Origin of the sequence: Ensifer sp. Root423 (assembly GCF_001426275.1) — a bacterium.
GTDB lineage: Bacteria > Pseudomonadota > Alphaproteobacteria > Rhizobiales > Rhizobiaceae > Ensifer > Ensifer adhaerens.
In genome coordinates this window covers 467,480-489,482 of sequence record NZ_LMEG01000023.1, presented here as the reverse complement: position 1 = coordinate 489,482, position 22,003 = coordinate 467,480, and the positions used below count along the sequence as shown (strand labels likewise).

Genomic DNA, 22,003 nt, shown 5'->3' with positions numbered 1-22,003 from the left:
TAAGTATATGCGAATTCTCACAAGTATCTGTTCAATTGTCAACGGGATGTTTCTTTCCCGCTTCCGGTGGACGTCTCCAAACCCGCCCGGCGCCCAATGTCAGAGCGCGCTCATCTTCAGCCCAAAAGTAAGGTGGCGGCTTCATGCTGACTTAAGTCTTTCTAAGTCTTTTGCGGCTTTCTTAGATCGAGACGGATCATCCTTTTCCTCAACCTGCCACGCGAAACTCCGCCTTGCCTTCAACCGCTCGCTCTGATTGATGGCCGATAGAAATCGCAAAGCAACGCTCATCGCAGTTGAAAAATCGTCACCAAAGCATGAACACATCATCATGCTTGGAACTATCAACCGGTAATTCCCCCGTTTTCAACGGGGCTCCGCGGTAGAATTCACGCGGCCATTTTCAGTTTCTGTGCGGGCGTGATGCCGCCGATGCCCATATTGGGACGTTCGTTGTTGTAGGTCCATAGCCACTGCGTGGCAAATTCCTGTGCCTCCTCAATGCTTTCGATGATGTGCTGGTCGAGCCATTCATGTCGGACGGTCCGGTTATAGCGTTCGACATAAGCATTCTGCTGCGGCTTTCCCGGCTGGATGTGGCTCAAGGCGATGCCCTGTTTCTCTGCCCATTCCATCAGCTTGCCGCTGACGTATTCAGGTCCGTTGTCGACCCGTATTGCCATCGGCTTGCCGCGCCATTCGATGATCTGGTTCAGGCTGCGGATGACACGCTCGGCAGGTAGCGAGAAATCCACCTCGATGCCCAGCACCTCGCGGTTGAAGTCGTCCAGAACGTTCAACAGGCGGAATTGCCTGCCATCCTCAAGACGATCCGCCATGAAGTCCATAGACCAGACCAGGTTCGGTTTCTCCGGTACGGCCAGAGCATCCGGCTTCTCGCGCCTCAACCGCTTGCGTGGTTTGATCCTGAGGTTCAGTTCCAGCTCGCGATAGATGCGGTATACCCGCTTATGGTTCCAGCGATGCCCCCGGACATTGCGCAGGTAGAGAAAGCACAGGCCGAAGCCCCAGCTCTTCTTCGCCCGCGTCAACCCGATCAGGAGATCGGCGATCTGCTCGTTCTCGTCGTTCAGCTTGGCGCTGTAACGATAGCAGGTCTCGCTGACACCAAAGGTGCGGCAGGCGAGTGCGATGCTCACCCCGCGCAACGCCACCGCTTTCCCGGCCATCCCTTGGCCGACAGGCAAATGCTCGCATTTGCCGAAAGGCTCCCGGCGTTGAGATGGCCGCGTCACTTTTTTCCAAGCGCCTCTTTGAGCAGTTCCGCCTGCATGCTCATCTCCGCATACATCTTCTTCAGCCGACGGTTTTCGTCTTCAAGAGCCTTCATCTGGCTGATCATCGACGCGTCCATGTCGCCGTATTTGGCTCGCCATTTGTAAAACGACGCCGTGCTCATCCCGTGCTCCCGGCATAGATCAGGAACGGCAACGCCGCCCTCCGCCTGGCGCAGGATTGCAAGGATTTGCGGTTCGCTGAATCTGCTCGTCTTCATCAAAATCTCCTCGATCATAAAGCCCGAGAAAATTCTACTTTTGAAGTCCGTTATTCGGCGGGGGATTACCAACCAAGTGACCCGATAGGTGCGTAGCGATCTATATCGGATGCTATATTGCGTTTCCGGGTTCGATAATGTTGAGTACGTTGAGATGATGGAGGGCTGTAAAAATTGAGTTCCGGGGCGAATGTCGAGGCTGTTAGTGGCCTGCCCGTGTCCGGTGCAAGGATATCTATTATCGTTCCAGCACTCGGTGCAGGTGGAACCGAACATGTGGTAAGCCTTGTTGCAAACCATTGGGTTCGCATTGGCTGTGTCGTAACACTAATTACCCAGGAAGCGCCGGCAGCCAAGCCCTATTACGAGTTTGATCCCAGCGTCTCCATCGAGCGAATCGGTTTGCCGCCGCAAAAGGCATCGAAGCTGCAGGCCGCGTGGTTGGTGACGAGGAGAATCCAGCGGTTGCGCGCCGCCATAAGGCGCTCACGTCCCGACTTTGTGCTTAGCTTTCTTACCCGGACGAACGTGTTGGCATTGTTGGCCACCACCGGCCTGCCATATCCCGTTGTCGTATCCGAGCGCAATAATCCGGAGTTGCAGCCGTTCGGCCCGCTTTGGAAGTGGCTTCAGGCGCGATTGTATCCGCGTGCGTTCGGGCTCGTCACGATGACAAGTGGCGCCCTCGACTACTTCCCATGGGAGGTTCGTCGGAAGGGTTGGGTGATCGCCAATGCCGTCAATCTACCCAGCGGGTGGAAAAAACGGCGTGGCAATAATACTTTGACCGCGGTCGGACGCTTGACGTGGCAAAAAGGTTTCGATTTGTTGTTGCAAGCCTTCGCAAAAGTCGCCCCTAAACACCCTGACTGGAAGCTAGTCATTTGGGGGGAGGGCGAAGCCAGAAAAGAGCTGGAAGACTTGCGCGATCAACTTGGATTGACTGAGAGAGTGGAGTTGCCCGGCGTCACAGCGCGCCCAGGGCTCTGGGTGGAGACTGCCGACGTCTTCGTCCTATCATCACGCTACGAAGGATGGGGCATAGCGTTGCTTGAAGCTATGGCCTCCGGCGTACCCGTGGTTTCCTTCGCATGCGAATGGGGGCCGACGGACATGGTGCGCGACGGGGAAAACGGGATCCTCGTTTCCAATGGCGACGTCGATGCACTTGCCGAAGCGCTGTCCAATGTTCTCGAGAACGACGCTCTCAGGGCTCGACTTGGCGCGAATGCGGAAGCCAGTGCAAGAAAATATTCAGCCGAGAACATACTCGCTCAGTGGGACACAATCGCGCGATCCGCTTTGAACCATAGAACCGAATTTACGATCTCTTTGTCGCAGGAAGGAGATTCCTTAGCCTGCCGGAGAGGCAGCGAAGGCTTATAGGCAATGATCCGCCCGACACCGGAGCCATTCATGAACAGGTTCGATCTTTATGACCGAGCGATTGTTGCCGCGGATCAACCGTCTCCTCCGAAGCGTTCCGTGTTGAACCCAATGGGCTCGCTGAATGCCCACGTCCGCTGCGCATCACGCCTCGTGTCGTCGGCGCTTGCGACAGAACCTCGCAGCCCAGCCGGCAAAACCAGCTGCTCGAACTTCCAGGCCGGCATGCCGGAAGGCACCTCACCGCCGGGTCATCGTCCTCATCCAGCAGCGGACGGCTGCGGCAACGCATTTCTTCTCACCCGCAGTCCATCCGCTGACTTGAAGTACGAAACAAATGCCGATGTACTGACGGGCGCGTCAGCATCGATTTCGGGAGAGCGGAGTGTTGCGGGTTTCACAAAGTACGGGACAAGGATTTCAGTAAGTCGCGGACACCGATTTCAGTAAGTACGGGACAGCGATTTCACTAAGTCGCGGACAGGCATAGCGGCGGATTTAGATCGATTTTCGTAAGCGCCGATCTGGCACTTTGCCCTCGTGTTTTGAGCGAGGACATGATGCCCAGACGGAAGCAAGCGAGACATACCGACGTGAAGGACATCCGATCGATCCTGCGGCTGACGTTCGAGCAGGGATTGTCGATACGCGCCGTTTCTGAACGGCTGAAGATGAGCAAGACGTCGGTTTCGACGTATCTGCTGCGGGCGCGGGAAGCCGGGCTTGCGGTCTGGCCCCTTCCACCAGGCCTGGACGAGGACGATGTTCTCGAGCAACGACTATTCCGCCGAATGGGGCGACCTCCGCGCGATAGCGATGAGCCGAATTGGCCGAAGGTTGCGCGTGAACTGAAGCGCAAAGGCGTGACGCTCAATCTGTTATGGCAGGAATATCGTGAGGCCCATCCGGATGGCTATGGCTATACGTGGTTTTGCTGCCGGTTTGCCGATCACGAAAGCCGAGCCAAGCCCACCTATCGCAGCCGTCACGTTGGTGGCGTGGCGATGGAATGCGACTATGCCGGCCATACGATCCCGATCATCGATCCCTCTACCGGCGAGATCCGCGAAGCGCAGATCTATGTGGCGGTGCTAAGCGCGTCACAACTGACGTTCTCTTATGCCAGCTTCAGCCAAAAGCTGCCGGATTGGATCGAAGCGAACCAACGGGCCTTCAGTTACTTCGGTGGCGTGACGAAGACCACGATCTGCGACAACCTCAAGTCTGCGGTGGCCAAGGCTCTTTGGTTCGAGCCGACGTTGAATGCGACATTTGCAGCCTTCGCCGATCATTACGATACGACAATATTGCCGGCACGCCCGAGGCGTCCTCGAGATAAGCCCTCCGCCGAAGGGTCGGTTTTAATCGTCGAGAGGTGGGTTCTGGCCAGACTTCGAAACGACCGTTTCTTCAGCCTTGTCGATCTCAATATCCGCATCAGCGCTTTGATCGAGGACCTCAACACCCGAACGATGCGGCGATATGGCAAATCTCGGCGCGCTTTGTTCGATGAAGTCGAGCGCTCCCAGCTCAAGCCGCTGCCTTCAACGCCGTTTGAGTATGCGGAATGGAAGGTCGCCAAGGTCCATCCCGATTACCATGTCGACGTCGACAAGACGTTCTATTCCGTGCCGCACGGTCTCATCGGAAGACGGGTCGATATCAGGTTGACGTATCGGGCAGTCGAGATCTTCTTTGACCACAAGCGTGTCGCCAGCCACATCCGAAGCTCGCAGCGCTCGGGCCACATTACCGTCAATGAACATATGCCCAAGGCTCACCAGCGCTACGCAAACACGACACCCCACACATTGCGCAAGGAAGCAGCGAAAGTCGGGACCAATACGGCGACCTTTATCGAACGTCTGTTATGCGATCGCCCACACCCCGAGCAGGGCTACCGATCCGCTCAAGGCGTTCTCTCCCTGGCGCGCCGTTACGAATCCGATCGGCTGGAGCTGGCTTGCGAGCGGGCGCTGGTCATCAACGCGCTCAGCTATTCGTCTGTCGCCAACATTCTCAGATCTGGTCTCGATCAGGCTCCGGCCATGAGCGAGGCTGTGAAGCCGGCGCCGCCGCACGGCAATATCCGCGGCAAAACCTACTACCAATGAAGAGGACATCAGATGCTGACACATCCAACACTGGATCAGATGAATGCGCTTGGTCTTGCCGGGATGGCGACCGCCTATCGCGAGCTTATCGAGCAGGCTCATGGAAACGACCTTAGCTTCGACGAACGGTTGGGGTTGATGCTCGACCGAGAGATCGCCGTGAGAACAGACCGACGGCTGACAAACAGGCTCGCTACAGCAAAGCTTCGTTTTGCCAATGCCTCGATCGAAGACATCGATTTTGGATCTCACCGCGGTCTTGATCGCCGGAACGTCCTATCTCTGGCGCAAGGTGCATGGCTGAAGGCAAACGAGAATCTGATCCTAACCGGCCAAACAGGCACCGGAAAGACGTGGATTGCTTGCGCCTTCGCACGACAGGCGGCCCGCCTCGACTACTCAGTCCTCTACGTTCGTATGCCGCGGCTGTTTGAGGATCTCGCACTTGCCAGACTCGATGGACGCTTTCCGCGCCTCGTCGACAAGCTTGCGCGCGTTCACTTGCTGGTGCTGGATGACTGGGGAACCCACACCTTGAACGATCGACAGCGCCTCGATCTGCTAGAAATCTTCGAGGAACGATATCGGCGGAAATCGACCCTGATCACGGCTCAGCTTCCCGTGGCGGCCTGGCACGAAATGATCGGAGAGGCCACTTTAGCTGATGCGATTTTGGACCGTATTGTTCACAACGCTCACCGCATAACGCTCGAAGGCGACAGCATGCGGAAACGAAAAACGCCGACGCTCTTGACCGGCGGCGAAATAACCGAAATCAATCACCCGTAACAGCAACCAGGCAACCGGAATTCGATCGCACCCGTTGTCCGCGACTTAGAGAAACGCTTGTCCGCGACTTGCTGAAATGACTGTCCCGATCTAGCGAAATCCGCAGAGTGTCGAGAGTGGAACGGCAATGGCAAGGTCTGAGGACGCCGGTTGTTCGGCGCCGGGTTGACGGGCCGTTTGCCTGTCGGGTCCTACCAGAGCCTGGCTTTTCGCCGTTGGAAGTGACGCTGTCGCAAGCGCAGAGGAGGCTGATAATCGTTCGAACGCGACGGACCGGTTAAACTTGCGGCCGCAAAGGAGGTCGAACTCACCCACGCTCGTAGTGTCGTGGAGACATTGTATTCCGGAAGCGGCTTCACGTCGGCCGGAACATGCAAAGTCTTGCCATTCGGGAAGATCTCGACCAATTCCTGGCGCGACATGCGCGGTCACGCGCGCACTAGCCCCACATCGGAGATGGACGAAAGGGCGCGCCCGATGTGGGATGGTAACCAACGCCGCCGACCTGCATCTGCAATGCCGCCAGTTTGGTGTCCCTTGGAGGAAGAAGTGCATCGCGGTGCCGAGCGTATGCTGGCCGTTTTTGGCGACACCGGAAATGCGCGAACGTCCGCGGAGCATGTTGTCGGTGGTCGGCGACCGGTAGGCGGAGACGACATCTATGTAGTATGTCGCGCCGTTGGGCAGATAGCCTTCCCAGACGAGATCAAGCAGACGAGCAAACATGCGGGCCGGCTCGTTGCGGCGCCTTGAAGTGTCTGAAGGAGTTGCGGGGCGGCGGCATTGGGATGCGAGTGCCGAGGATTTGCCGGGCAATCGCTTCGCGTACCGGGGCAAACACTGCGCATGGCCGACCCAAGCGCTAGGCCGACCTAAGCGCCGGCCGGCAAATGAGGTTCCTTCTGCCGGACCCGGTCTTGCCGGCCGGCGCACAGATGAGGCCAGACCGGCCGACGGCACATCGCGCCGCCGGAGACGCACCACGATCCCGATTGAGGGCGGTATACAACCGAGACGGGACGTATTCTCCTAAGCGCGCCGGCGATAAGCGACGTACATTCCCAGCAGCCAGATAACTGACATGACGATATGGGCGATATTGGCTCCCATAGCACCTAATTGTGGGATAAAAATCAATGCCGTGGCGTAGAATCCGACAACCGCGACGAGTACGCTCGAGAGGATCTTGTTCTCCTCACCCATCGCCAGAAGCGCCGAACGAAAGACGGCCCCGACCAGCGTAAGGGTTACTGCAATGGACTGAACCATCACAAGGGGTGCGGCGCCGGCGAATTGTGGCCCCGCCGTCCATTTCAACACCGGTTCAATGCCAAGGTAGAAACCGATGATCATCGCGACGCCAAATGCAAGAAGTAGCCATTGCGTCTGCGACACCGCGCGACGGAACTCGGAATGGACGCCTGAGACCCACACACGAGCGAGCTCAGGATAGAGGACGGCCTGGACCTGCACCCCAGCCTGTTGTGCAAGTCGGCCGAGACGCTTGGCGATATGAAACATTCCGGCTGAAGTCGGATCGGCGAGATAGCCAACAAGCAGCGTGTCGAGCTCATTGGCGCTGGCGCGAATGGTAAGCGACACATTCGCCGAGATCGCGAAACGCCACAGCCCGGGAAAGCGCGTTCGGAGCCGCGCCAGCGAGACCGATGCCAGCCCGGAAAGCAGGCCTTCGCGTTTGAGGGCAAGGAGACAAAAGGCAACCAGCGAGATGGAGTTCAAGATCTGTGTGGCCATCCAGATCAATGCGAACTCGAAGAGTCCCGCCCCGGCAATATAGCCGAGAAAACAAAGGGCGACACGCAAGAGGCTGGATATTACCTGGCCATAGGCAAGTGACGCGTACCTACCGAACAGCCTGAGGACGGCGGTCGGCATGCCGGAAATCTGGAAAGGCAGGACAAAGCAATAGACAAAAGCCAATCCCTTGATTTGCTCCGAAACGCCCATGAAAGGAGCAGCGAAAAGAACCAGCATGATCGCTATGAGGCAGGCTGCGATTGCAGCTGCCACATCAAGCAGCAACCCGAACTTCAGGATTGCTCGCAGATCACCGTCGCGCCCGGCCTCCTTCGCTTCGGCTCCGAACTTGATGAGCGGCTGCCAGGACTGAAAGCTGACAAGTCGCTCGACCGCTCGGGTGAAGGCAAAGCATAGCGCCAAGGTGCCGTAGTCGGCCGGGCCGAGCGCCCGTGCGGTCAAAGCGAAACCGGCGAGCCCTACTATTGAGCCAAGGAAGTTGCCGGCCAGCAGATGCGCAACCGCCTGCAGCCTATCCTTTAGGCTCCTTTCTTTACTTAAGACTTCTTTGAACGCCTGCCTGGCGCGTCGGAGTTTCTTGCGGATGGTCACGCGCGTTCCAGAGTGCAATACCAGCCATGCTGGCGAGCGACAAAAATTTTCGGTAAGCCGTTAGCAGTAATCCGCTAGGATATTCACAAATGCAATAATCTATAAATTCGTAGTTGTACTATGGTGTCATCAGGCGCCGAAATCATGAGATCATTCTCCAGAGTAGCGCGGCATCCGAATATATACTCGCAGTGATGCGATTTGGAGCATCGTGACAGCGCCTATAAATGTACCCGCGCGATCAAGTCGAGCGCAAGTCGAGGCCTGAATGGGAAACCAGGTCTTTTGCACCCGGTGAAAGCCGTAATCGACATAGTTGGAGAATACGCTCCGCCTGTTTCGCGCTTAGATAATCCATAAACCCATGCGCTTTTCCTCGACGCATGCGCAGGCTTTCGTCATCGCTGCGGTCGTAATCGTGAGCGGGTATTCCCTCAACGCGCTCGCGGCTTTGCATCGCATCAAACTGCGCCGCACGCACCGCCTTTTCGAGGTTGACGTCATCGACCGTGCAACCTAGAAACTGAAGAACGTTGCGCGTGTGGCGGCTTGGATCTGCAGAAAGGTCCTCGTAGCTGAGAATATGGTGCCTCCGGCGCTGCAAGCCGCTCGCCCAGCCGTTAAGGTAATCTATCAGGCTAGGAGCACCTTGGATGGCATCTTCAATAAACGCGTCAATATTACCGTCGAAGCGATGCTTGTGTCGCGTCGCATGAAAGTAGGCTGATACCAGCACGTCGCGAGGGTCCCTGATCATCAAGATTGCTGGACGCATGAGGAAATGGCTCGTTCGGTACTCGAGATGGCTGACCAAGATTTTCGGGATCTGACCATTTTCGAAGCGAAATGCGGGAATGCCTCTTATCCCATCGAGATCATAGTTGGGGATAATCGAAAACATGTTGTGAAGATTTACGGCTTCGCCTTCGCCGGCGACCCCAGCGAAGTATTGAGACAGGAGGAAGCGAAACCAAGTCCTTCCTGATTTCGGGTAGGAAATCAGAAAAGCGTCCGCCGATATCGCATGAGAGGTTAGGCTCATACGCTTGCGTATTCGCCTGGCAACACGCTTCAGAATGCTGCTCATCCGCATCCCCCTGATCGCGCGCTGAAGACCGTCCCCGCAGCGGCTAAAACAGAATGTACTTCAACAGCGATCGGGAATCTAGCTGCGGTTCTAGAATTGAATGCGACGGGAAATCACAACGGAATGGCTATGCGACGATCGGTCAGCTCGGAGACCAGGGCTGGACCGTCACGGGCGCCGAAAAGCTGCCGCCCCGACAAGCAGGAAAAGACACCAGAGGGCAACAAAGCAAATGGACCGCTCAAGTAACGCTCGTTTGTTCGGTGGCATAGATCATTCTTGTCATTTGAGGCTTGCTTGCGCAGCCTGCTCTGTATGTTGCCGGGCTGAGCGCGGCATCGGTTGAGAAAATACGACCGTGACAACAGAAAATCCAGACAGTCGCTTCAGTTCGGCTTTCGCACGACGACGAGCTTCGCCTTGAGGATCTGCACGACCTCGTTGCGCTGGTTGATCGTCTGGCTGACGACGACGGCGATGCCGCGGTCGGGTTTCGAGCGCGAGGGAATGATCTCGACCACCTCGCTTTCGACATGCAGGGTATCGCCGGGCCGCGTCGGGGCCGGCCAAGTGATGTCTCCGCCCGCGCCGATGAGGCCACCGGCGAAAGGCAGGCCGGTCTCCACGTTCAGCCGCATCGTGATCGCCGCCGTGTGCCACCCGCTTGCGGCCAGGCCCTTGAAGAGCGTGTCACTGGCGGCCGCCTCGTCCAGATGAAACGGCTGCGGGTCGAACTGTGCGGCAAAAGTCTTGATCTGCGCCTCGTCGACCGTATGCGTCGCGCTGGTAAAGCGCTGTCCGACGTGAAGATCCTCCAGATAGAGACTACCCGGTCTGGAACCTTGCATGGGCCTTCCTCCCTCCATCGTATCTTCAAATTAGTGTGCGCCACCCGCGCCGGCGCCGCCGAGTTGGATCTTTCGGGTAAAGAGCAGCGCGATGGCTGCAAGCGCCAGCACGATCCCGATCACCGCGAAGGTATCACTGAAACCGAGGATCAGCGCCTGCCGGCGAACCGTAGCACCGATCACGGCGATCGCCTTGTGCTGTGCGACGGCGGCATCGGTGACGCCATGCGCCATGAAATGCCGCGTCAGATCGCCGATCCGGTCGCGGACTTCGTCGCGATAGACAGTCACCGACTGGCCGATGATGTTCGAGTGAAACTGCTCACGCTTGGTCAGCACCGTCGCAAGAGTGGCCGTGCCGACGGCGCCGCCGAGATTGCGCAGCATGTTCGACAGGCCCGAGGCGGCTGCCGCATCGCTTGGAGCGATACGGGCGGTGGTGATCACCGTGATCGGCGTCAGCACCAGCGCCTGACCGATGGCGCGTACGATATTCGGGATGAAGAACTGGTCGCCGGCACTGTCCAGCGACAGCGTCGTGTTCATGAAACAGCTGGCCCCGAAGATGCTTATGCCGACGAAACCGATGTAGCGCACGTCGAACCGCTTCATCAGCGCCGGCACGAGCGGGATGATGAGAAGCTGCGGCAGCCCGGTCCAGGCAAGCACGAGGCCAATCTGCTCGGCATTGTAGCGCTGCACCTGGCCGAGATACTGCGGCAGGATGTAGACCGTGCCGAACAGGGCGACGCCGACAAGCACGTTGACGAGAACGCCGACCCCGAAATTGCGCTGCTTGAGCAGGCGTAATTGCACCAGTGGCTTTTCGACCTTGAGCTCTATGATGATGAAGGCGATCAGGAACACGGCCGCCGTCAAAGCGAGCTTGACGATGAACGGCGATTGGAACCAGTCGTCCTTGTTGCCTTCCTCCAAAACCGTCTGTAGCGCCGAAAGGCCGATGGCCATGGTAATAATGCCGGCCCAATCGCCCTCCTTGAGCAGGGACAATTGCATCGGCTTCTTCTCAAGGGTGAAGTAGAGCGCAATTACCATCACCAGGCTCGGCGGGGCGTTGACGAAGAAGATCGACTGCCAGCCATAATTCTCGGTGAGATAGCCGCCGATCGTCGGGCCAATCGCCGGGGCGAAGGTGACCGAGAGCGCAAACAGCGCCAGGCCGAGCGGCTGCTGCGCTTTGGGCAGGCGGGTCAACACCATGGTGAAGGCCATCGGAATGAGCACGCCGCCGGCAAAACCCTGCAGACCGCGCAGCGCAATCATCGAGCCTAGATCATGGGCAAACGCACAGGCCGCCGAAAACAGCGGAAACAGGATGGCGTTCGTCAGCATATAGCGCCGGAACGAGAAGACGCGGCTCAAATAGTCGGTGAGCGGGATCACGACGATTTCGCCGATGAGATACGAGGTCGATATCCAGGCGCCGTTGTCGACGCCGGTACCGATGCCGCCTTCGATATCGAGCAGCGAGGCGTTGGTAATCTGGATGTTGAGGATCGCCATGAAGGCGCCGATCAGGCCTGCAAGAACGGAAATCCAGGCCGTCGTACTTGCCTTGTCGGGCGACGTTGCTGCGGGCTCACGCACGCCGGGTGAAAACATGGGCATCGTGGTGGTGGACATTGCATCCTCCTGCCAGCCCTCAAAGCTGGGAACGGCGCCTGAGCGTCCTTCAGTTTATGCTTGCCGACACGGCGGCCACCGCCGTTCCTGCGGTTCGGGTGTCGATCGTCGGGTAGACGGACATGCCGGGCCGCAGCACCACGTCGAGCGGACTGTCGCGATTGATCACGATCTTGACGGGGATGCGCTGCACCACCTTGGTGAAGTTTCCCGTCGCATTGTCGGGCGGCAGCAGCGCAAATTCCTGGCCGCTTGCCGGCGAGATGCTGTCGACGTGGCCCTCGAAGACCTGGCCCGGGAAGGTGTCCACCTCTATCGCCACGGTCTGGCCGGGAACGACATCGGCAAGCTGTGTTTCCTTGTAGTTGGCAACGATGTAGGCCGCGTGCGTGGGAACGACTGCCATCAGCTGCGTTCCGGCCTGCACATATTGGCCGACGCGCAAGGTGCGGTTGCCGATCACGCCGTCGATCGGTGCTGCGAGCGCGGTGTAGGATAGGTTGAGCTCGGCCTGATGCTCGGCCGCTTTCGCGCTGTCGAGCGCGGCCTTTGCCTGTGCGACTTCGGCTTTGATCACGTCGAGCTGCTTGACCGCGCTTGCGAGCGCTGCCGTGTCGCGCGTCACCGCGGCCCTTGCAGCGGCAATGCGTGAGGCCGCCTGTTGCGCGTTCTGCAGGGTGCCGAAGCCTTGCCTTGCGAGCTCCGAATAGCGCCTGTCGTCCTGCTCGGCGAATGTCTGATCCGCCTTGTCGGCCTCGACCGTCGCCTTGGCCGAATCGATCACGGATTGCTGTGCGATGAGAGCCGATTGCTTGTTTGCGATATTGGCCTCGGCGGCTTCGACGCCGGCCCTGGTCTGTTCGAGGCTGACCGTGAAGTCGCGATCGTCGATGCGGGCGAGAACCTGTCCGGCCTTGACCTGCTGGTTGTCGGTGACCAGTACCTCGGCGATATGGCCCGAGACCTTCGGGGCAATGGTCGTGCTATCGGCCTTCACATAGGCGTCGTCGGTCGACACCTCGAAGCGACCCGTCGTCCAGTAAGCCCAACCGAAATCGGTGGCGCCGGCGACGGCGGCGATGGCAACGGATGCGAAAAGCACATTGCGAAGCCAGCGCCTGCGGGTTCCGATAGCGTTCGTGGCGTTCACAGTCGGGATGACAGGCAGCGTCCGCTGTGCCTCCACGCCGGGCACGGACTCCATCGGTTCCACGGGCTGGGCATTTTCGATGCTGAATGACTGCTGGCTCATTTCCGGTTCCTTTCACCGGTGCGGCGCGCGTCGAAATGAACGGTTGGCCAAATAAGGAAACGTTATACTTTCCAAAATATTCGCGCCGCCGATTGCTGTCAAACGAATTTGGAAAGTTTGGCCGTTCCATAATCTGAGCTGTCACCCAGGTAACATGATTACGAGGCGTTCGGGATCGACGGCGCCCGCGCCATCTTCAGTTGGCCGAACATGACCGCTATCTCAATGCGGCTACCGGGGCGCATATTCCGCGTGAACCTCACGACTCGGTTCTGAGGTATTGTCACGCCGAGCCCTTAAAGCCCGGCCTGTCGCATCTCGCTTGCCAGAAACTCGGTGAAGGCCTTCACCTTCGGCAGCAACAGCCGATTGGTAGGATAGACCGCGTAGATGCCGCGTTCGGCGAGCTTGTGACCAGGCAGCACCTGGCAGAGCTTGCCCTCGGCAAGCAACGGCGTGGCGATGAAGGAGGGCAACACGCCAATGCCGATGCCCGCCTGAATCATTTCGCTGAGCATCAGGCTGTTGTCGGCGACGAAACGTGCCGGCAGGTCGATCATGACGGCGCCGTCAGGCCCTTCCAGCCTCCAGCTGCCGGGCTGGTCGGCCAGGCGATAGGTGAGGCAATGGTGACTCTTGAGATCGGCAACGGTCGCGGGCGTGCCATTGTCTGCGAGATAGGCCGGGGCGGCGCAGATGACTTGGCCAATGTCGCCGAGCCGCCGGGCGATCAGCGATGAATCCGTCAGAGCCGCGCGCACCCGGATGGAAACGTCAAAGCCTTCCGAAACGACGTCGAGCACGTGGTCGTCGAGCGTCATGTCGACCTTCAATTGCGGATGAAGTGTCATGAAGCGCGCGAGCATCGGCGCAAGCACGGTCAATCCGAAGGAGAGAGGCGCATTGAGCCGGAGCCGGCCGTTGATCTCGCCTGCCTCGCCGGAGGTGGTGCGCTCCAGATGATCGAGCTCGTCGAGAAGCCGGCAGCATTCGGAAAAATAGGCGCGTCCGTTTTCCGACAGGCTCATGCGCCGGGTCGTGCGCACGATGAGCACGGCCCCGAGCCGTTCTTCCAGTTGCCGGACCTGCTTGCTGATCGACGCGTTCGACTGTCCTAGCTCCTCCGCCGCCTTGTTGAAGCTCTGAAGTTCGATGACGCGCCGGAACGAACGCATGGCGGAAAGCAGATCCATATTTTCTCCAAAGTAAATTATGTTTTCAATTCATCGCTGATTATGCGCTGCAGCGCCAGCAATAAGGTGAGCCCAGCTTCCTGATGTCGTTGGAAGATCAGAAAAAGGAGTTCATCATGTTCAACACCGCAGTCCTGGAGCGTGTCTTGATCGCTTCTCTTGTCGTCAGCCTCGTCGGCGGCGCGGCCTTCGCGCAGGAGGTCGGCAAGAGCCCGTGGGGGCCGAAGGACGAGATCGGGCGCCTCAACCTCATCACGCCGGAATCCCGGGCCGCCATTTTGTCGCGGATCGAGGGAAGCAAGTCCTACGACCTCGCGGTCGAGTATTTCATCGGCATGCCCAGCTGGGAGGCGGCCGGCGACCCACCCTACCAGATGTGGATGACGCACACGCCGAATGGCACTCTGGTCTCCGATCCGATGAAGGTCGGCAAGGAGATGAACGCCCATGTCAGCTACACCGGCTCGGCGGTTTCGATGTATGCGCACATGGGCACGCACATCGACGCGCTCAATCACTTCGGCCTGAACAGCAAGATCTGGAATGGCTATGCCGCCGCCGACCACCTTGGAGATCAGGGCTGGACGGTCACCGGCGCCGAAAAACTGCCGCCGATCGTCGCGCGCGGCGTGATGATCGACGTCGCGGCAGCCAAAGGCATGCAGATGCTGCCCGACAACTACCGGATCACGCGCAAGGATCTCGAAGACGCGCTGAAAAGCCAGGGCGTGACGCTGGCGGAGGGCGATGTCGCCTTGATCCGCACGGGTCGCATGCAGAACTACGAAGACAAGTCCGCCTATACGAGCAACCCTCCCGGCCTCAGCATCGACGCGGCACAGTTCCTCGTCGAGGACGGCGGCGCCATGGTGGTGGGCGCCGATAACCTGAGCTTCGAAGCCTTCCCGGCCGAAACGGGAAACAACTACATTCCCGTTCATACCTACCTGCTCGCGCAGCAAGGCGCTCCGATCATCGAGCTCATCAATCTCGAACAACTGTCCAAGGACAGGGTCTACGAGTTCGCCTTCGTTGGTGCGTCCTTGAAGTTCCGCGGCGGCGACGCAGCTCCGATCCGGCCGGTCGCCTTCCCGTTGCGATAGGCAGATGCCGTTAGGCCATAATCGGCTGACCCGTGTGCCGCGGGATTGCCCCCGCGGCACTCGCCGTTTCCGCAACAAACACCGCCCGATATCCCTGCCGTATTGCGACGTCCGTACACGAAAAATCTTGACATTGCACACAAATGCACGAAATTGCACGACCGCATGACAGCCATTATCAATGGAGGGCGCATGAGCATTGCACACCGAATTCAAGTGGAAGACGTCACTATTCTCTCGGATGATTGGTACGTCCTGAAGAAGACCACCTTTTCCTTTCTGCGCGGCGACGGGAGCTGGCAGCGGCAATCACGGGAAACCTACGATCGCGGCAACGGCGCGACGATCCTGCTCTACGATCCGGTCCGCCGCACCGTGATCCTGACCCGACAGTTTCGCTACCCAGCCTTTGTTAACGGCCATGACGATCTGCTCGTCGAGGCCCCGGCGGGACTGCTCGACAACGCCGAACCGGAAGCGCGCATCCGCGCGGAAACGGAGGAGGAGACGGGCTTTCGCGTGCACGACGTGCGACAGGTGTTCGACGCCTTCATGAGCCCAGGCTCGGTGACCGAGCGCCTGCATTTCTTCGTTGGCGAGTACCAGCCCGGCGACCGCACATCGCAAGGCGGCGGCAACAAAGACGAAGGCGAGGATATCGCAGTTCTCGAACTTGGCATAGACGAGGCGCTTGCCATGATCCGCTCTGGCGCCATCCGCGATGGCAAGACGATCATGCTTCTGCAGTACGCCGCCTTGAACCTGTTCTCCAGCTCAATGCCCATTGGGGTCCCGGCAGGCTGAAGCGATGGCGGTCGCCCGAACCGGCGGTCGGGACACCTCCCAGTAACCGACTACCTTGCCCTTGCCCTTGCAGCAGCGTCTGCGGATATCCATGCCGCTCCTGTCTGACGGTGGTGGAAACCATTGGAAAACGGCCTGTTTGGGTAAACGCCACCAAGATCCGCCTGTGCTTCACGTGGTGAGCATCGCCCGGCGATGACATCGTCGAAGATGCGGGCCACGGCCGCCATGTCGCAATCCTGCGGCGACAGCCGAATGCGGGAAACGCCGCCGGCGGCAAGCTCCGGCAGTTCCTGCAGCAGCGCCTGGCAGGTGTGCGACATGGTCTGTACGCCGTTCAGCGCCAGAAAAGGCTGGCTGTCGAGGGTCTCGACGGTCAGGCCGTCAGGGTCTTCGCCGCAGATGAACTGGCAATTGTCCTTGATCAGCCCCTTGGAGCGGGCATGGGCGCAACGCGCCGAAATCGCCAGCGGTACGCGGCCGAACGCGAAGACCTCGAAGTCGACCCCCGGACTTTCCTCGATAATGCCGCGCACCGACGTCATCGGCAGTTCAGGCGGCAGACAGATGCTCGTCGCGCCCCTCGACCCCAAGAGCCGGGCGGTCGCGCCGTTATAGACGTTGACCAGCGGCCCGATCGAATGCGGCTTGCCGGCAAGCAGGTGCAGCGCGGATAGGTCATTGACCTCGATCGGATGGGCGCTGTCACGCACAAGCCCGCGCACCAACTGGCTTTCACGTTCCAGCGTCACCAGCGCGAGCGAGGCGAGGCTTACTTGCTTGCCGGCATTCTCCAGCCGTTCGATGACCTCGCCGACAAAGGGCTCGATGAAATGCAGCCGCTTCGAGCAGACGGCCTCGCCGATCGTGACGTGGGCGATCGGCGCTTCGTCGGCAATGCGGAAATAAAAATCGCGCCATTTGGGGCCATCCCAGAGATAGTAGACCGGGCCGAGGCTCAGGACGGGCTTGGATGGGCTTGTCGATATGGTCATGGGCCGATTACCTCCAGCGCTTTTCGTAGGCGCCTGTTGTCGTCTTCTGGCCTTCGCTGAGCGCCTTCAGCCGCGACACCAATGCGGGCCGCTCGGTGGCGCTGGCGGTCAGTGCCCGCCGCATCACTGACACGACCTCGGCGACATAGGCTTTGCCGCGCTGCCGGCCCTCGATCTTCAGCGCGCTGACGCCGGCGCTGCGCAGGGCATCGATATGGTCCATGACGTCGAGTGAAACCGGGTCCTCGAAGGCGTAGCCGCGGTCCTCCGCAATGTCGAAGCGCCCCTTGCAGAGCGTCGGATAGCCAGCGGCTTCGCCCGCCGGGAAGCGGTTGATAGTGTAATCGCCGAGCTCAGACACCAGCTCGCGTCCGTCCTGGCGATAGCGCACGTGGCTTGCGGGCGAGCAGACACCGTTCATGTTGGGCGACTTGCCGGTGGCGTAGGAAGAAAGCGAACAGCGCCCCTCGGCCATGACACAGAGGCCGCCGAAGGCAAAGACCTCGATCTCGCAATCGATCTGTTTGGCAAGGCGAGCGATGTCGGCGATCGTCAGGGTGCGCGGCAACACAACGCGTTTTGCCGCGAAGGTCTCGACGAGGAAGCGCACGGCGTCGGCATTCGAGGCCGAGGCCTGGACGGAAACGTGCAGCCGCTGCTGCGGATGGCGTTCCACCGTATAAGCCATCAGGCCGAAATCGGCGAGGATGACGGCATCGGCACCAAGCGCCACGGCGTCATCCACCGCCTGATGCCACAGCGTCTCCTGGCCGGCGCGCATGAAGGTGTTGATCGCAACGAAGGTCATCACCCTGCGCTGTTTGGCATAGCCAATTGCCGTTCGGAGTTCGTCGCGTGAGAAGTTCAACCCCGGAAAATTGCGGGCGTTCGTCTCGTCGCGAAAGCCGCAATAGACCGCGTCGGCGCCGGCATCGACGGCTTCGCGGAAGGCAGCGGGTGTGCCGGCGGGGCAGATCAGTTCCATTGGGGAGCCTCCTCCTTGAGAACGCGGCCAAGCGCCCGTTCGCGGATCTGTTCTCCCGCGCGACGCACGAGCGGCGCCAGCGGTCCGGCCATCTCAGCGAGATCGCTTGGAAGGTCGATCTCGCAATCGTCGAGTGCGTTGCGCAGCGCCAGCATCGCCTCCATGTCGCCGCTGACGGCAAGATCGCGCGAGAAGAACACGGCGTCGCCGTCGATGCGGCCCTCGAGCAGCGCCAAGAGCAGTACGAGCTCGCCTTCCATGCAGGCATCGGAAACCGGCGCGCGCTCCTTGCGATGTACGGAGATGCGCGGCACGGCCGGTTCGACAAGGAAGCCGATCGGCAGGTCAGACGGCTGGAAGGCGTAGCGCTTGGCTGCATGATCCGCGAGACGGTCGAAGAGGCCCGGATGGCTCGCGATCACGCGGGCAAAGACGCGCTGCACCACGCTTTCGATGGCGATGATGGGAACGAAGCTAAGGGGGGCGGTGATCGCGAGCGGAAGTGTCATTTGCTACCTGTGGAGCGTCGGAATCGAACGATGCGGCGCATGCTAGTCGCCTGCTGCCGGTCGTTGTTTGCGCCACGTCAAAGACAAGGACCATTCGCCGCCACAAACAGGCTCCATGAACAGGACCTTTCGCCCGTCAAAGGGCTTTGCAACGCTTCAGGATTTTATCGACGCGCTCGAGCGCGAAGGCGATTTGAAGCGGATTTCGCGACCGGTTTCGCTGGTGCATGAGGTGACCGAAATCCACCGCCGCGTGCTTGCCGCCGACGGGCCGGCGCTTCTCTTCGAGCGGCCGGTCGATGCGACAGGCGCCGCACAACCGATCCCGCTTCTGACCAATCTCTTCGGGTCGGAACGCCGGATCGAGCGTGGTTTCGGCCTGGCGCCGGGCGGGCTCGATGCGCTTGCGGGTGAACTTGCGGAGCTGCGCGATCCGAGAGCGCCGCAGTCGCTGCGCGACGCCTGGGATCGGCTGCCTCTGCTCCGATCGGCGATGTATATGCGGCCACGAAAGGTAACGCGTGCGCTGTGTCAGGAGGTCGTCTGGCGCGATCAGGAAATCGACCTTGGGCGCCTGCCGGTTCAATGGTGCTGGCCGGGAGAGCCGGCGCCGCTGATTACCTGGCCACTGGTGATCACGCGCGCGCCGGATGATCCGTTCGATGTCAATGTCGGGATCTATCGCATGCAGGTGCTGGGGCCCGATCGCGCCATCGTGCGCTGGCTCGCCCACCGCGGCGGCGCCCGCCACCAGCGTCTCTGGCAACGCCTGGGTCAGGACATGCCGATCGCGGTCGTCATCGGTGCCGACCCAGCGACGATCCTTTCTGCGGTCATGCCGCTGCCGGACGGACTGAGCGAGCTGAATTTCTCAGGCCTGCTTCGACGCGGCAGGACGCAACTCGTGAAGGCGAAGACCGTGCCACTTTCAGTGCCGGCCAATGCGGAGATCGTGATCGAGGGTACGGTCTCGGCGAGCGAGACCGCGGAGGAGGGCCCCTATGGCGACCATACCGGCTATTACAATTCGGTGGAGCCGTTCCCGGTCATGCGTCTGTCGGCGATCACCATGCGTCGGAATCCGCTCTATCTTTCCACCTATACCGGCCGACCGCCGGACGAGCCTTCGCGGCTCGGAGAGGCGATGAACAGGCTGTTCGTGCCACTGGTTCGCAAGCAGTTTCCGGAGATATCCGATCTCTGGTTGCCGCCGGAGGCCTGCTCCTACAGAGCCATGGTCGTCGCGATCGACAAGCGTTATCCCGGTCAGGCCAAGCGCGTGATGATGGGGCTTTGGTCTGTCTTGCCGCAGTTCAGCTACACCAAGCTGATCATCGCCGTCGACCCGGATATCGACGTGCGCAACTGGTCCGACGTAATGTGGGCTCTTGCGACCCGCTTCGATGCCAGCCGCGACGTGACCGTGATCGAGGGCACGCCGATCGACTATCTCGACTTCGCGTCGCCACGCTCCGGCCTCGGTGGCAAGCTCGGGCTCGACGCCACCAACAAGATCGGCGCCGAGACCGACCGTGAATGGGGGCGGGTGCTCGAAATGTCGCCGGAGGTCGTGGGTCAGGTCGATGCGATCTGGGCCGGTCTCGGGCTTGGAGGGCTGACCCGATGAACCGGTTGAAGATCGTCCTCGGTGTCACCGGGGCTTCGGGTGCTGCGATTGCGGTGCGCATCGCGGAGCGGCTCAGCGAAATCGAAAGCGTCGAGCTGCATCTGGTTCTGTCGCCGGCGGCGCACCGCACGCTCGCGCATGAGGTCGGCGCAGGCGCTCTTCCATCCCTGCTGCGTCTGGCCGCGCGGACCTATGACCACGCCGATATCGGCGCGGCGATTGCGAGCGGATCGTTTTCGACGGCCGGCATGATCGTCGCGCCGTGCTCCATGCGCTCACTTGCGGCGATCTCTGCCGGCATGGCCGATAACCTCGTGGTACGGGCAGCCGACGTGCATCTGAAGGAGCGGCGCAGGCTGGTGCTGATGGCACGCGAGACACCGCTGCATCTCGGTCACCTGCGCAATATGTGCACCGTCACGGAAATGGGGGCGATTATCATGCCGCCGGTGCCGGCCTTCTATCATCGGCCTGAGAGCGTCTCGGCCATCGTCGACCATCTGGCGGCCCGAGCGATCGACCTGCTGGCACTGCCGATCACCCCGCAGGCTATGGCCTGGCAGGGTGAGGACCAAAAATCATCGTGATCTAGGAGACGGTGGCCTGAAGCAGCGGATCGGCGCCGAACAGGACCTCGTGACCGCCAAGCAGCAGCCACACGGCAATCGCGACGGTGGCAAAGGCGGCGATGATCATCACGGGATCGGCGCGCAAACGGGTTTCGCCTCGAATGATGGCCGCAAAGGGCCAGACTGACGTGCCCTTCGAGGCCGCTTGCCAGTTGTCACCCAAACGCCGGCGGGCACGCTTTTCAAGCATGAAGAAGCCACCGGCGGAAAACAGTGCGAAACCGCCGAAAAGAACCAGCGCGCGCAAGTCGCCATTGGGCACGATGTGACCGGCGGCCCAGAGCAGGAAGCCCCAGAGCACCGGGTGACGGGTGATCGTTACGATGGCGCCGGGCCGCTCGTTTCCCTGATAGATGGAGATCGACAGCGCGTTTTCGCTGAAGAGGCCAGCCAGCACGAGAAAGATGCCGAGTGGCGCCAGCACGAAGGTTACCCAGGCCTGCCAGGCCGCCGGTTCCCAAAGCGGGATGAAATCGAGCTGAAGGGCCGCGTGAAAGACGAAGCCGAGAGCAAGCACGGAAAGAAGCGAATACACCGCGAAATAGGTCGAGCGACCGAGCCGGTCGATCAGGCCCTGGCGTAACGCCGGCCAGGCCGGCACCAGATGGAGCAGCAGGAAGACGGCGAAGGCGAGGAGAAAATAGGTCATATCGGTTGTCTCACGCATGGCGCCAGAGAAGCAGGCGCTCCGTTGCGACATGGCGGCGAACAGTTTCGAAGAAGCCCCGCAGCATGTAGCCGATCGCATCCCAGCTGAGCGATGGCCTGTTGTCGAGAACCGCCTTCAGCACACGTACCAGCTCGACGGCTGCCCGATCGTCCTGGTCATGCTCGGCGCGCAGCCGTGCGATCAAGGCGTAACGGCCGTCGTCTGCCCGCTGAATTTCGACTGCTGGAAACAGGATCATTTCCTCCAGCGCGTGGACGCGCCTGAGCTTTTCCGGCAGCTCCGTCAGGATCACGCGGCAGCTCGTCAGGTCGATGCGGCGCGGGATGGAATCGGCCAGCGTCTCGAGGCGATCACACAGGGATAAAAGCTCGCGGTAAGCCTGCCCCAGCTCGTGATGTTCTGAAAATTGCTGCTGCATCGATCTGCTCCGTTGAGTGTTGGTTCGAACTACACCCGACGGCAATGATCCTCTTTGACATTTC

Annotated in this window: 20 protein-coding genes; 7 read left to right on the top strand and 13 right to left on the bottom strand. The window is 60.2% G+C overall.

Annotated elements, in window-relative coordinates; translation table 11 throughout:
• Positions 1–389: 389 nt before the first annotated feature.
• Positions 390–1,516, bottom strand: a protein-coding gene (locus tag ASD01_RS21725; RefSeq protein WP_156623686.1) for an IS3 family transposase whose coding sequence is annotated in 2 segments (ribosomal slippage) — positions 390–1,255 and positions 1,255–1,516 — 1,128 coding nt in all. Because the reading frame shifts where the segments join, the coding sequence is not laid out codon by codon here.
• Positions 1,517–1,690: 174 nt separating this feature from the next.
• Here ASD01_RS21725 and ASD01_RS21715 point away from each other — a divergent pair.
• The 3 genes from ASD01_RS21715 (at position 1,691) to istB (ending at position 5,805) form a co-directional block, all read left to right on the top strand.
• Complete coding sequence (locus ASD01_RS21715; RefSeq protein ID WP_060529176.1) at positions 1,691–2,902, top strand: glycosyltransferase family 4 protein; 1,212 nt, start codon at positions 1,691–1,693, stop codon at positions 2,900–2,902.
• A gap of 560 nt (positions 2,903–3,462) precedes the next feature.
• On the top strand, positions 3,463–5,016 hold the full coding sequence (gene istA / locus ASD01_RS21710; RefSeq protein ID WP_060528918.1) for an IS21 family transposase: 1,554 nt from the start codon (positions 3,463–3,465) through the stop codon (positions 5,014–5,016).
• A 12-nt stretch (positions 5,017–5,028) separates the two neighbouring features.
• Positions 5,029–5,805: an IS21-like element helper ATPase IstB gene (gene istB, locus ASD01_RS21705; RefSeq protein ID WP_060644370.1), complete on the top strand. Its 777-nt coding sequence runs from the start codon at positions 5,029–5,031 to the stop codon at positions 5,803–5,805.
• Positions 5,806–5,895: 90 nt separating this feature from the next.
• Here the strand turns inward: istB and ASD01_RS34880 are convergent, their stop codons facing one another.
• The 7 genes from ASD01_RS34880 to ASD01_RS21675 all read right to left on the bottom strand — a co-directional run bounded on the left by ASD01_RS34880 (position 5,896) and on the right by ASD01_RS21675 (position 14,199).
• Positions 5,896–6,531, bottom strand: coding sequence for a DUF882 domain-containing protein (locus tag ASD01_RS34880; protein WP_082572819.1), 636 nt, complete (start codon positions 6,529–6,531; stop codon positions 5,896–5,898).
• 303 nt (positions 6,532–6,834) lie between these two features.
• Entirely contained in the window at positions 6,835–8,175 is a 1,341-nt protein-coding gene (locus ASD01_RS21700; protein WP_060529027.1) for a lipopolysaccharide biosynthesis protein, read from the bottom strand.
• Between the two features lie 241 nt (positions 8,176–8,416).
• Positions 8,417–9,262 (bottom strand): sulfotransferase domain-containing protein, encoded by an 846-nt coding sequence (locus tag ASD01_RS21695; protein WP_082572824.1) that lies wholly within the window; start codon positions 9,260–9,262, stop codon positions 8,417–8,419.
• A 386-nt stretch (positions 9,263–9,648) separates the two neighbouring features.
• Positions 9,649–10,110: a MaoC family dehydratase gene (locus tag ASD01_RS21690; RefSeq protein ID WP_060529029.1), complete on the bottom strand. Its 462-nt coding sequence runs from the start codon at positions 10,108–10,110 to the stop codon at positions 9,649–9,651.
• 30 nt (positions 10,111–10,140) lie between these two features.
• Positions 10,141–11,733: a DHA2 family efflux MFS transporter permease subunit gene (locus ASD01_RS21685; RefSeq protein WP_156623685.1), complete on the bottom strand. Its 1,593-nt coding sequence runs from the start codon at positions 11,731–11,733 to the stop codon at positions 10,141–10,143.
• A gap of 70 nt (positions 11,734–11,803) precedes the next feature.
• A complete protein-coding gene (locus ASD01_RS21680) occupies positions 11,804–13,006 on the bottom strand; it encodes an HlyD family secretion protein (protein WP_060529031.1) in 1,203 nt (400 codons plus the stop codon).
• A gap of 296 nt (positions 13,007–13,302) precedes the next feature.
• On the bottom strand, positions 13,303–14,199 hold the full coding sequence (locus ASD01_RS21675; RefSeq protein WP_060529032.1) for a LysR family transcriptional regulator: 897 nt from the start codon (positions 14,197–14,199) through the stop codon (positions 13,303–13,305).
• Positions 14,200–14,315: 116 nt separating this feature from the next.
• Here ASD01_RS21675 and ASD01_RS21670 point away from each other — a divergent pair, with 116 nt between their 5' ends.
• Together ASD01_RS21670 and ASD01_RS21665 are read left to right on the top strand one after the other, a co-directional pair.
• Positions 14,316–15,302, top strand: a complete 987-nt coding sequence (locus ASD01_RS21670; RefSeq protein ID WP_060529093.1) for a cyclase family protein — start codon at positions 14,316–14,318, stop codon at positions 15,300–15,302.
• A gap of 192 nt (positions 15,303–15,494) precedes the next feature.
• The gene (locus ASD01_RS21665; protein ID WP_060529033.1) at positions 15,495–16,106 is read left to right on the top strand and encodes an NUDIX domain-containing protein; all 612 of its coding nucleotides are present in this window, start codon (positions 15,495–15,497) and stop codon (positions 16,104–16,106) included.
• A gap of 50 nt (positions 16,107–16,156) precedes the next feature.
• Here ASD01_RS21665 and ubiV read toward each other — a convergent pair whose 3' ends face one another.
• Genes ubiV through ubiT form a run of 3 tightly spaced genes read right to left on the bottom strand, consistent with a single transcriptional unit; the run spans position 16,157 to position 18,595 of the window.
• Positions 16,157–17,101, bottom strand: coding sequence for a ubiquinone anaerobic biosynthesis protein UbiV (gene ubiV / locus ASD01_RS21660; protein WP_060529034.1), 945 nt, complete (start codon positions 17,099–17,101; stop codon positions 16,157–16,159).
• Between the two features lie 7 nt (positions 17,102–17,108).
• The gene (ubiU, locus tag ASD01_RS21655) at positions 17,109–18,086 is read right to left on the bottom strand and encodes a ubiquinone anaerobic biosynthesis protein UbiU (RefSeq protein WP_060529035.1); all 978 of its coding nucleotides are present in this window, start codon (positions 18,084–18,086) and stop codon (positions 17,109–17,111) included.
• Complete coding sequence (gene ubiT / locus ASD01_RS21650) at positions 18,077–18,595, bottom strand: ubiquinone anaerobic biosynthesis accessory factor UbiT (RefSeq protein ID WP_060529036.1); 519 nt, start codon at positions 18,593–18,595, stop codon at positions 18,077–18,079. The genes ubiU and ubiT overlap by 10 nt, the downstream gene beginning before the upstream one ends.
• A 115-nt stretch (positions 18,596–18,710) precedes the next feature.
• Between ubiT and ASD01_RS21645 the strand changes: the two genes are divergently transcribed.
• Positions 18,711–20,222 carry a UbiD family decarboxylase gene (locus ASD01_RS21645; RefSeq protein ID WP_060529037.1) on the top strand — a complete coding sequence of 504 codons (1,512 nt, stop codon included), beginning with the start codon at positions 18,711–18,713 and terminating at the stop codon, positions 20,220–20,222.
• Positions 20,219–20,809: a UbiX family flavin prenyltransferase gene (locus ASD01_RS21640; protein WP_060529038.1), complete on the top strand. Its 591-nt coding sequence runs from the start codon at positions 20,219–20,221 to the stop codon at positions 20,807–20,809. Before ASD01_RS21645 ends, ASD01_RS21640 begins: the two co-directional genes overlap by 4 nt.
• A gap of 1 nt (position 20,810) precedes the next feature.
• Here ASD01_RS21640 and ASD01_RS21635 read toward each other — a convergent pair whose 3' ends face one another.
• Together ASD01_RS21635 and ASD01_RS21630 are read right to left on the bottom strand one after the other, a co-directional pair.
• Positions 20,811–21,500: an NnrU family protein gene (locus tag ASD01_RS21635; protein ID WP_060529094.1), complete on the bottom strand. Its 690-nt coding sequence runs from the start codon at positions 21,498–21,500 to the stop codon at positions 20,811–20,813.
• Positions 21,501–21,510: 10 nt separating this feature from the next.
• A complete protein-coding gene (locus tag ASD01_RS21630; RefSeq protein ID WP_051659203.1) occupies positions 21,511–21,939 on the bottom strand; it encodes a hemerythrin domain-containing protein in 429 nt (142 codons plus the stop codon).
• Positions 21,940–22,003 lie beyond the last annotated feature (64 nt).

What these genes read in the sequence shown, in the direction of transcription:
- ubiT (WP_060529036.1), bottom strand. Translation starts at nt 18,595, where the DNA reads ATGACACTTCCGCTCGCGATCACCGCCCCCCTTAGCTTCGTTCCCATC.
- ASD01_RS34880 (WP_082572819.1), bottom strand. Translation starts at nt 6,531, where the DNA reads ATGTTTGCTCGTCTGCTTGATCTCGTCTGGGAAGGCTATCTGCCCAAC.
- ASD01_RS21665 (WP_060529033.1), top strand. Translation starts at nt 15,495, where the DNA reads ATGAGCATTGCACACCGAATTCAAGTGGAAGACGTCACTATTCTCTCG.
- ASD01_RS21680 (WP_060529031.1), bottom strand. Translation starts at nt 13,006, where the DNA reads ATGAGCCAGCAGTCATTCAGCATCGAAAATGCCCAGCCCGTGGAACCG.
- ubiV (WP_060529034.1), bottom strand. Translation starts at nt 17,101, where the DNA reads ATGACCATATCGACAAGCCCATCCAAGCCCGTCCTGAGCCTCGGCCCG.
- ASD01_RS21630 (WP_051659203.1), bottom strand. Translation starts at nt 21,939, where the DNA reads ATGCAGCAGCAATTTTCAGAACATCACGAGCTGGGGCAGGCTTACCGC.
- ASD01_RS21645 (WP_060529037.1), top strand. Translation starts at nt 18,711, where the DNA reads ATGAACAGGACCTTTCGCCCGTCAAAGGGCTTTGCAACGCTTCAGGAT.
- istB (WP_060644370.1), top strand. Translation starts at nt 5,029, where the DNA reads ATGCTGACACATCCAACACTGGATCAGATGAATGCGCTTGGTCTTGCC.
- ASD01_RS21685 (WP_156623685.1), bottom strand. Translation starts at nt 11,733, where the DNA reads ATGTTTTCACCCGGCGTGCGTGAGCCCGCAGCAACGTCGCCCGACAAG.
- ASD01_RS21670 (WP_060529093.1), top strand. Translation starts at nt 14,316, where the DNA reads ATGTTCAACACCGCAGTCCTGGAGCGTGTCTTGATCGCTTCTCTTGTC.
- ASD01_RS21690 (WP_060529029.1), bottom strand. Translation starts at nt 10,110, where the DNA reads ATGCAAGGTTCCAGACCGGGTAGTCTCTATCTGGAGGATCTTCACGTC.
- ubiU (WP_060529035.1), bottom strand. Translation starts at nt 18,086, where the DNA reads ATGGAACTGATCTGCCCCGCCGGCACACCCGCTGCCTTCCGCGAAGCC.
- ASD01_RS21675 (WP_060529032.1), bottom strand. Translation starts at nt 14,199, where the DNA reads ATGGATCTGCTTTCCGCCATGCGTTCGTTCCGGCGCGTCATCGAACTT.
- ASD01_RS21640 (WP_060529038.1), top strand. Translation starts at nt 20,219, where the DNA reads ATGAACCGGTTGAAGATCGTCCTCGGTGTCACCGGGGCTTCGGGTGCT.
- ASD01_RS21695 (WP_082572824.1), bottom strand. Translation starts at nt 9,262, where the DNA reads ATGAGCAGCATTCTGAAGCGTGTTGCCAGGCGAATACGCAAGCGTATG.
- istA (WP_060528918.1), top strand. Translation starts at nt 3,463, where the DNA reads ATGCCCAGACGGAAGCAAGCGAGACATACCGACGTGAAGGACATCCGA.
- ASD01_RS21635 (WP_060529094.1), bottom strand. Translation starts at nt 21,500, where the DNA reads ATGACCTATTTTCTCCTCGCCTTCGCCGTCTTCCTGCTGCTCCATCTG.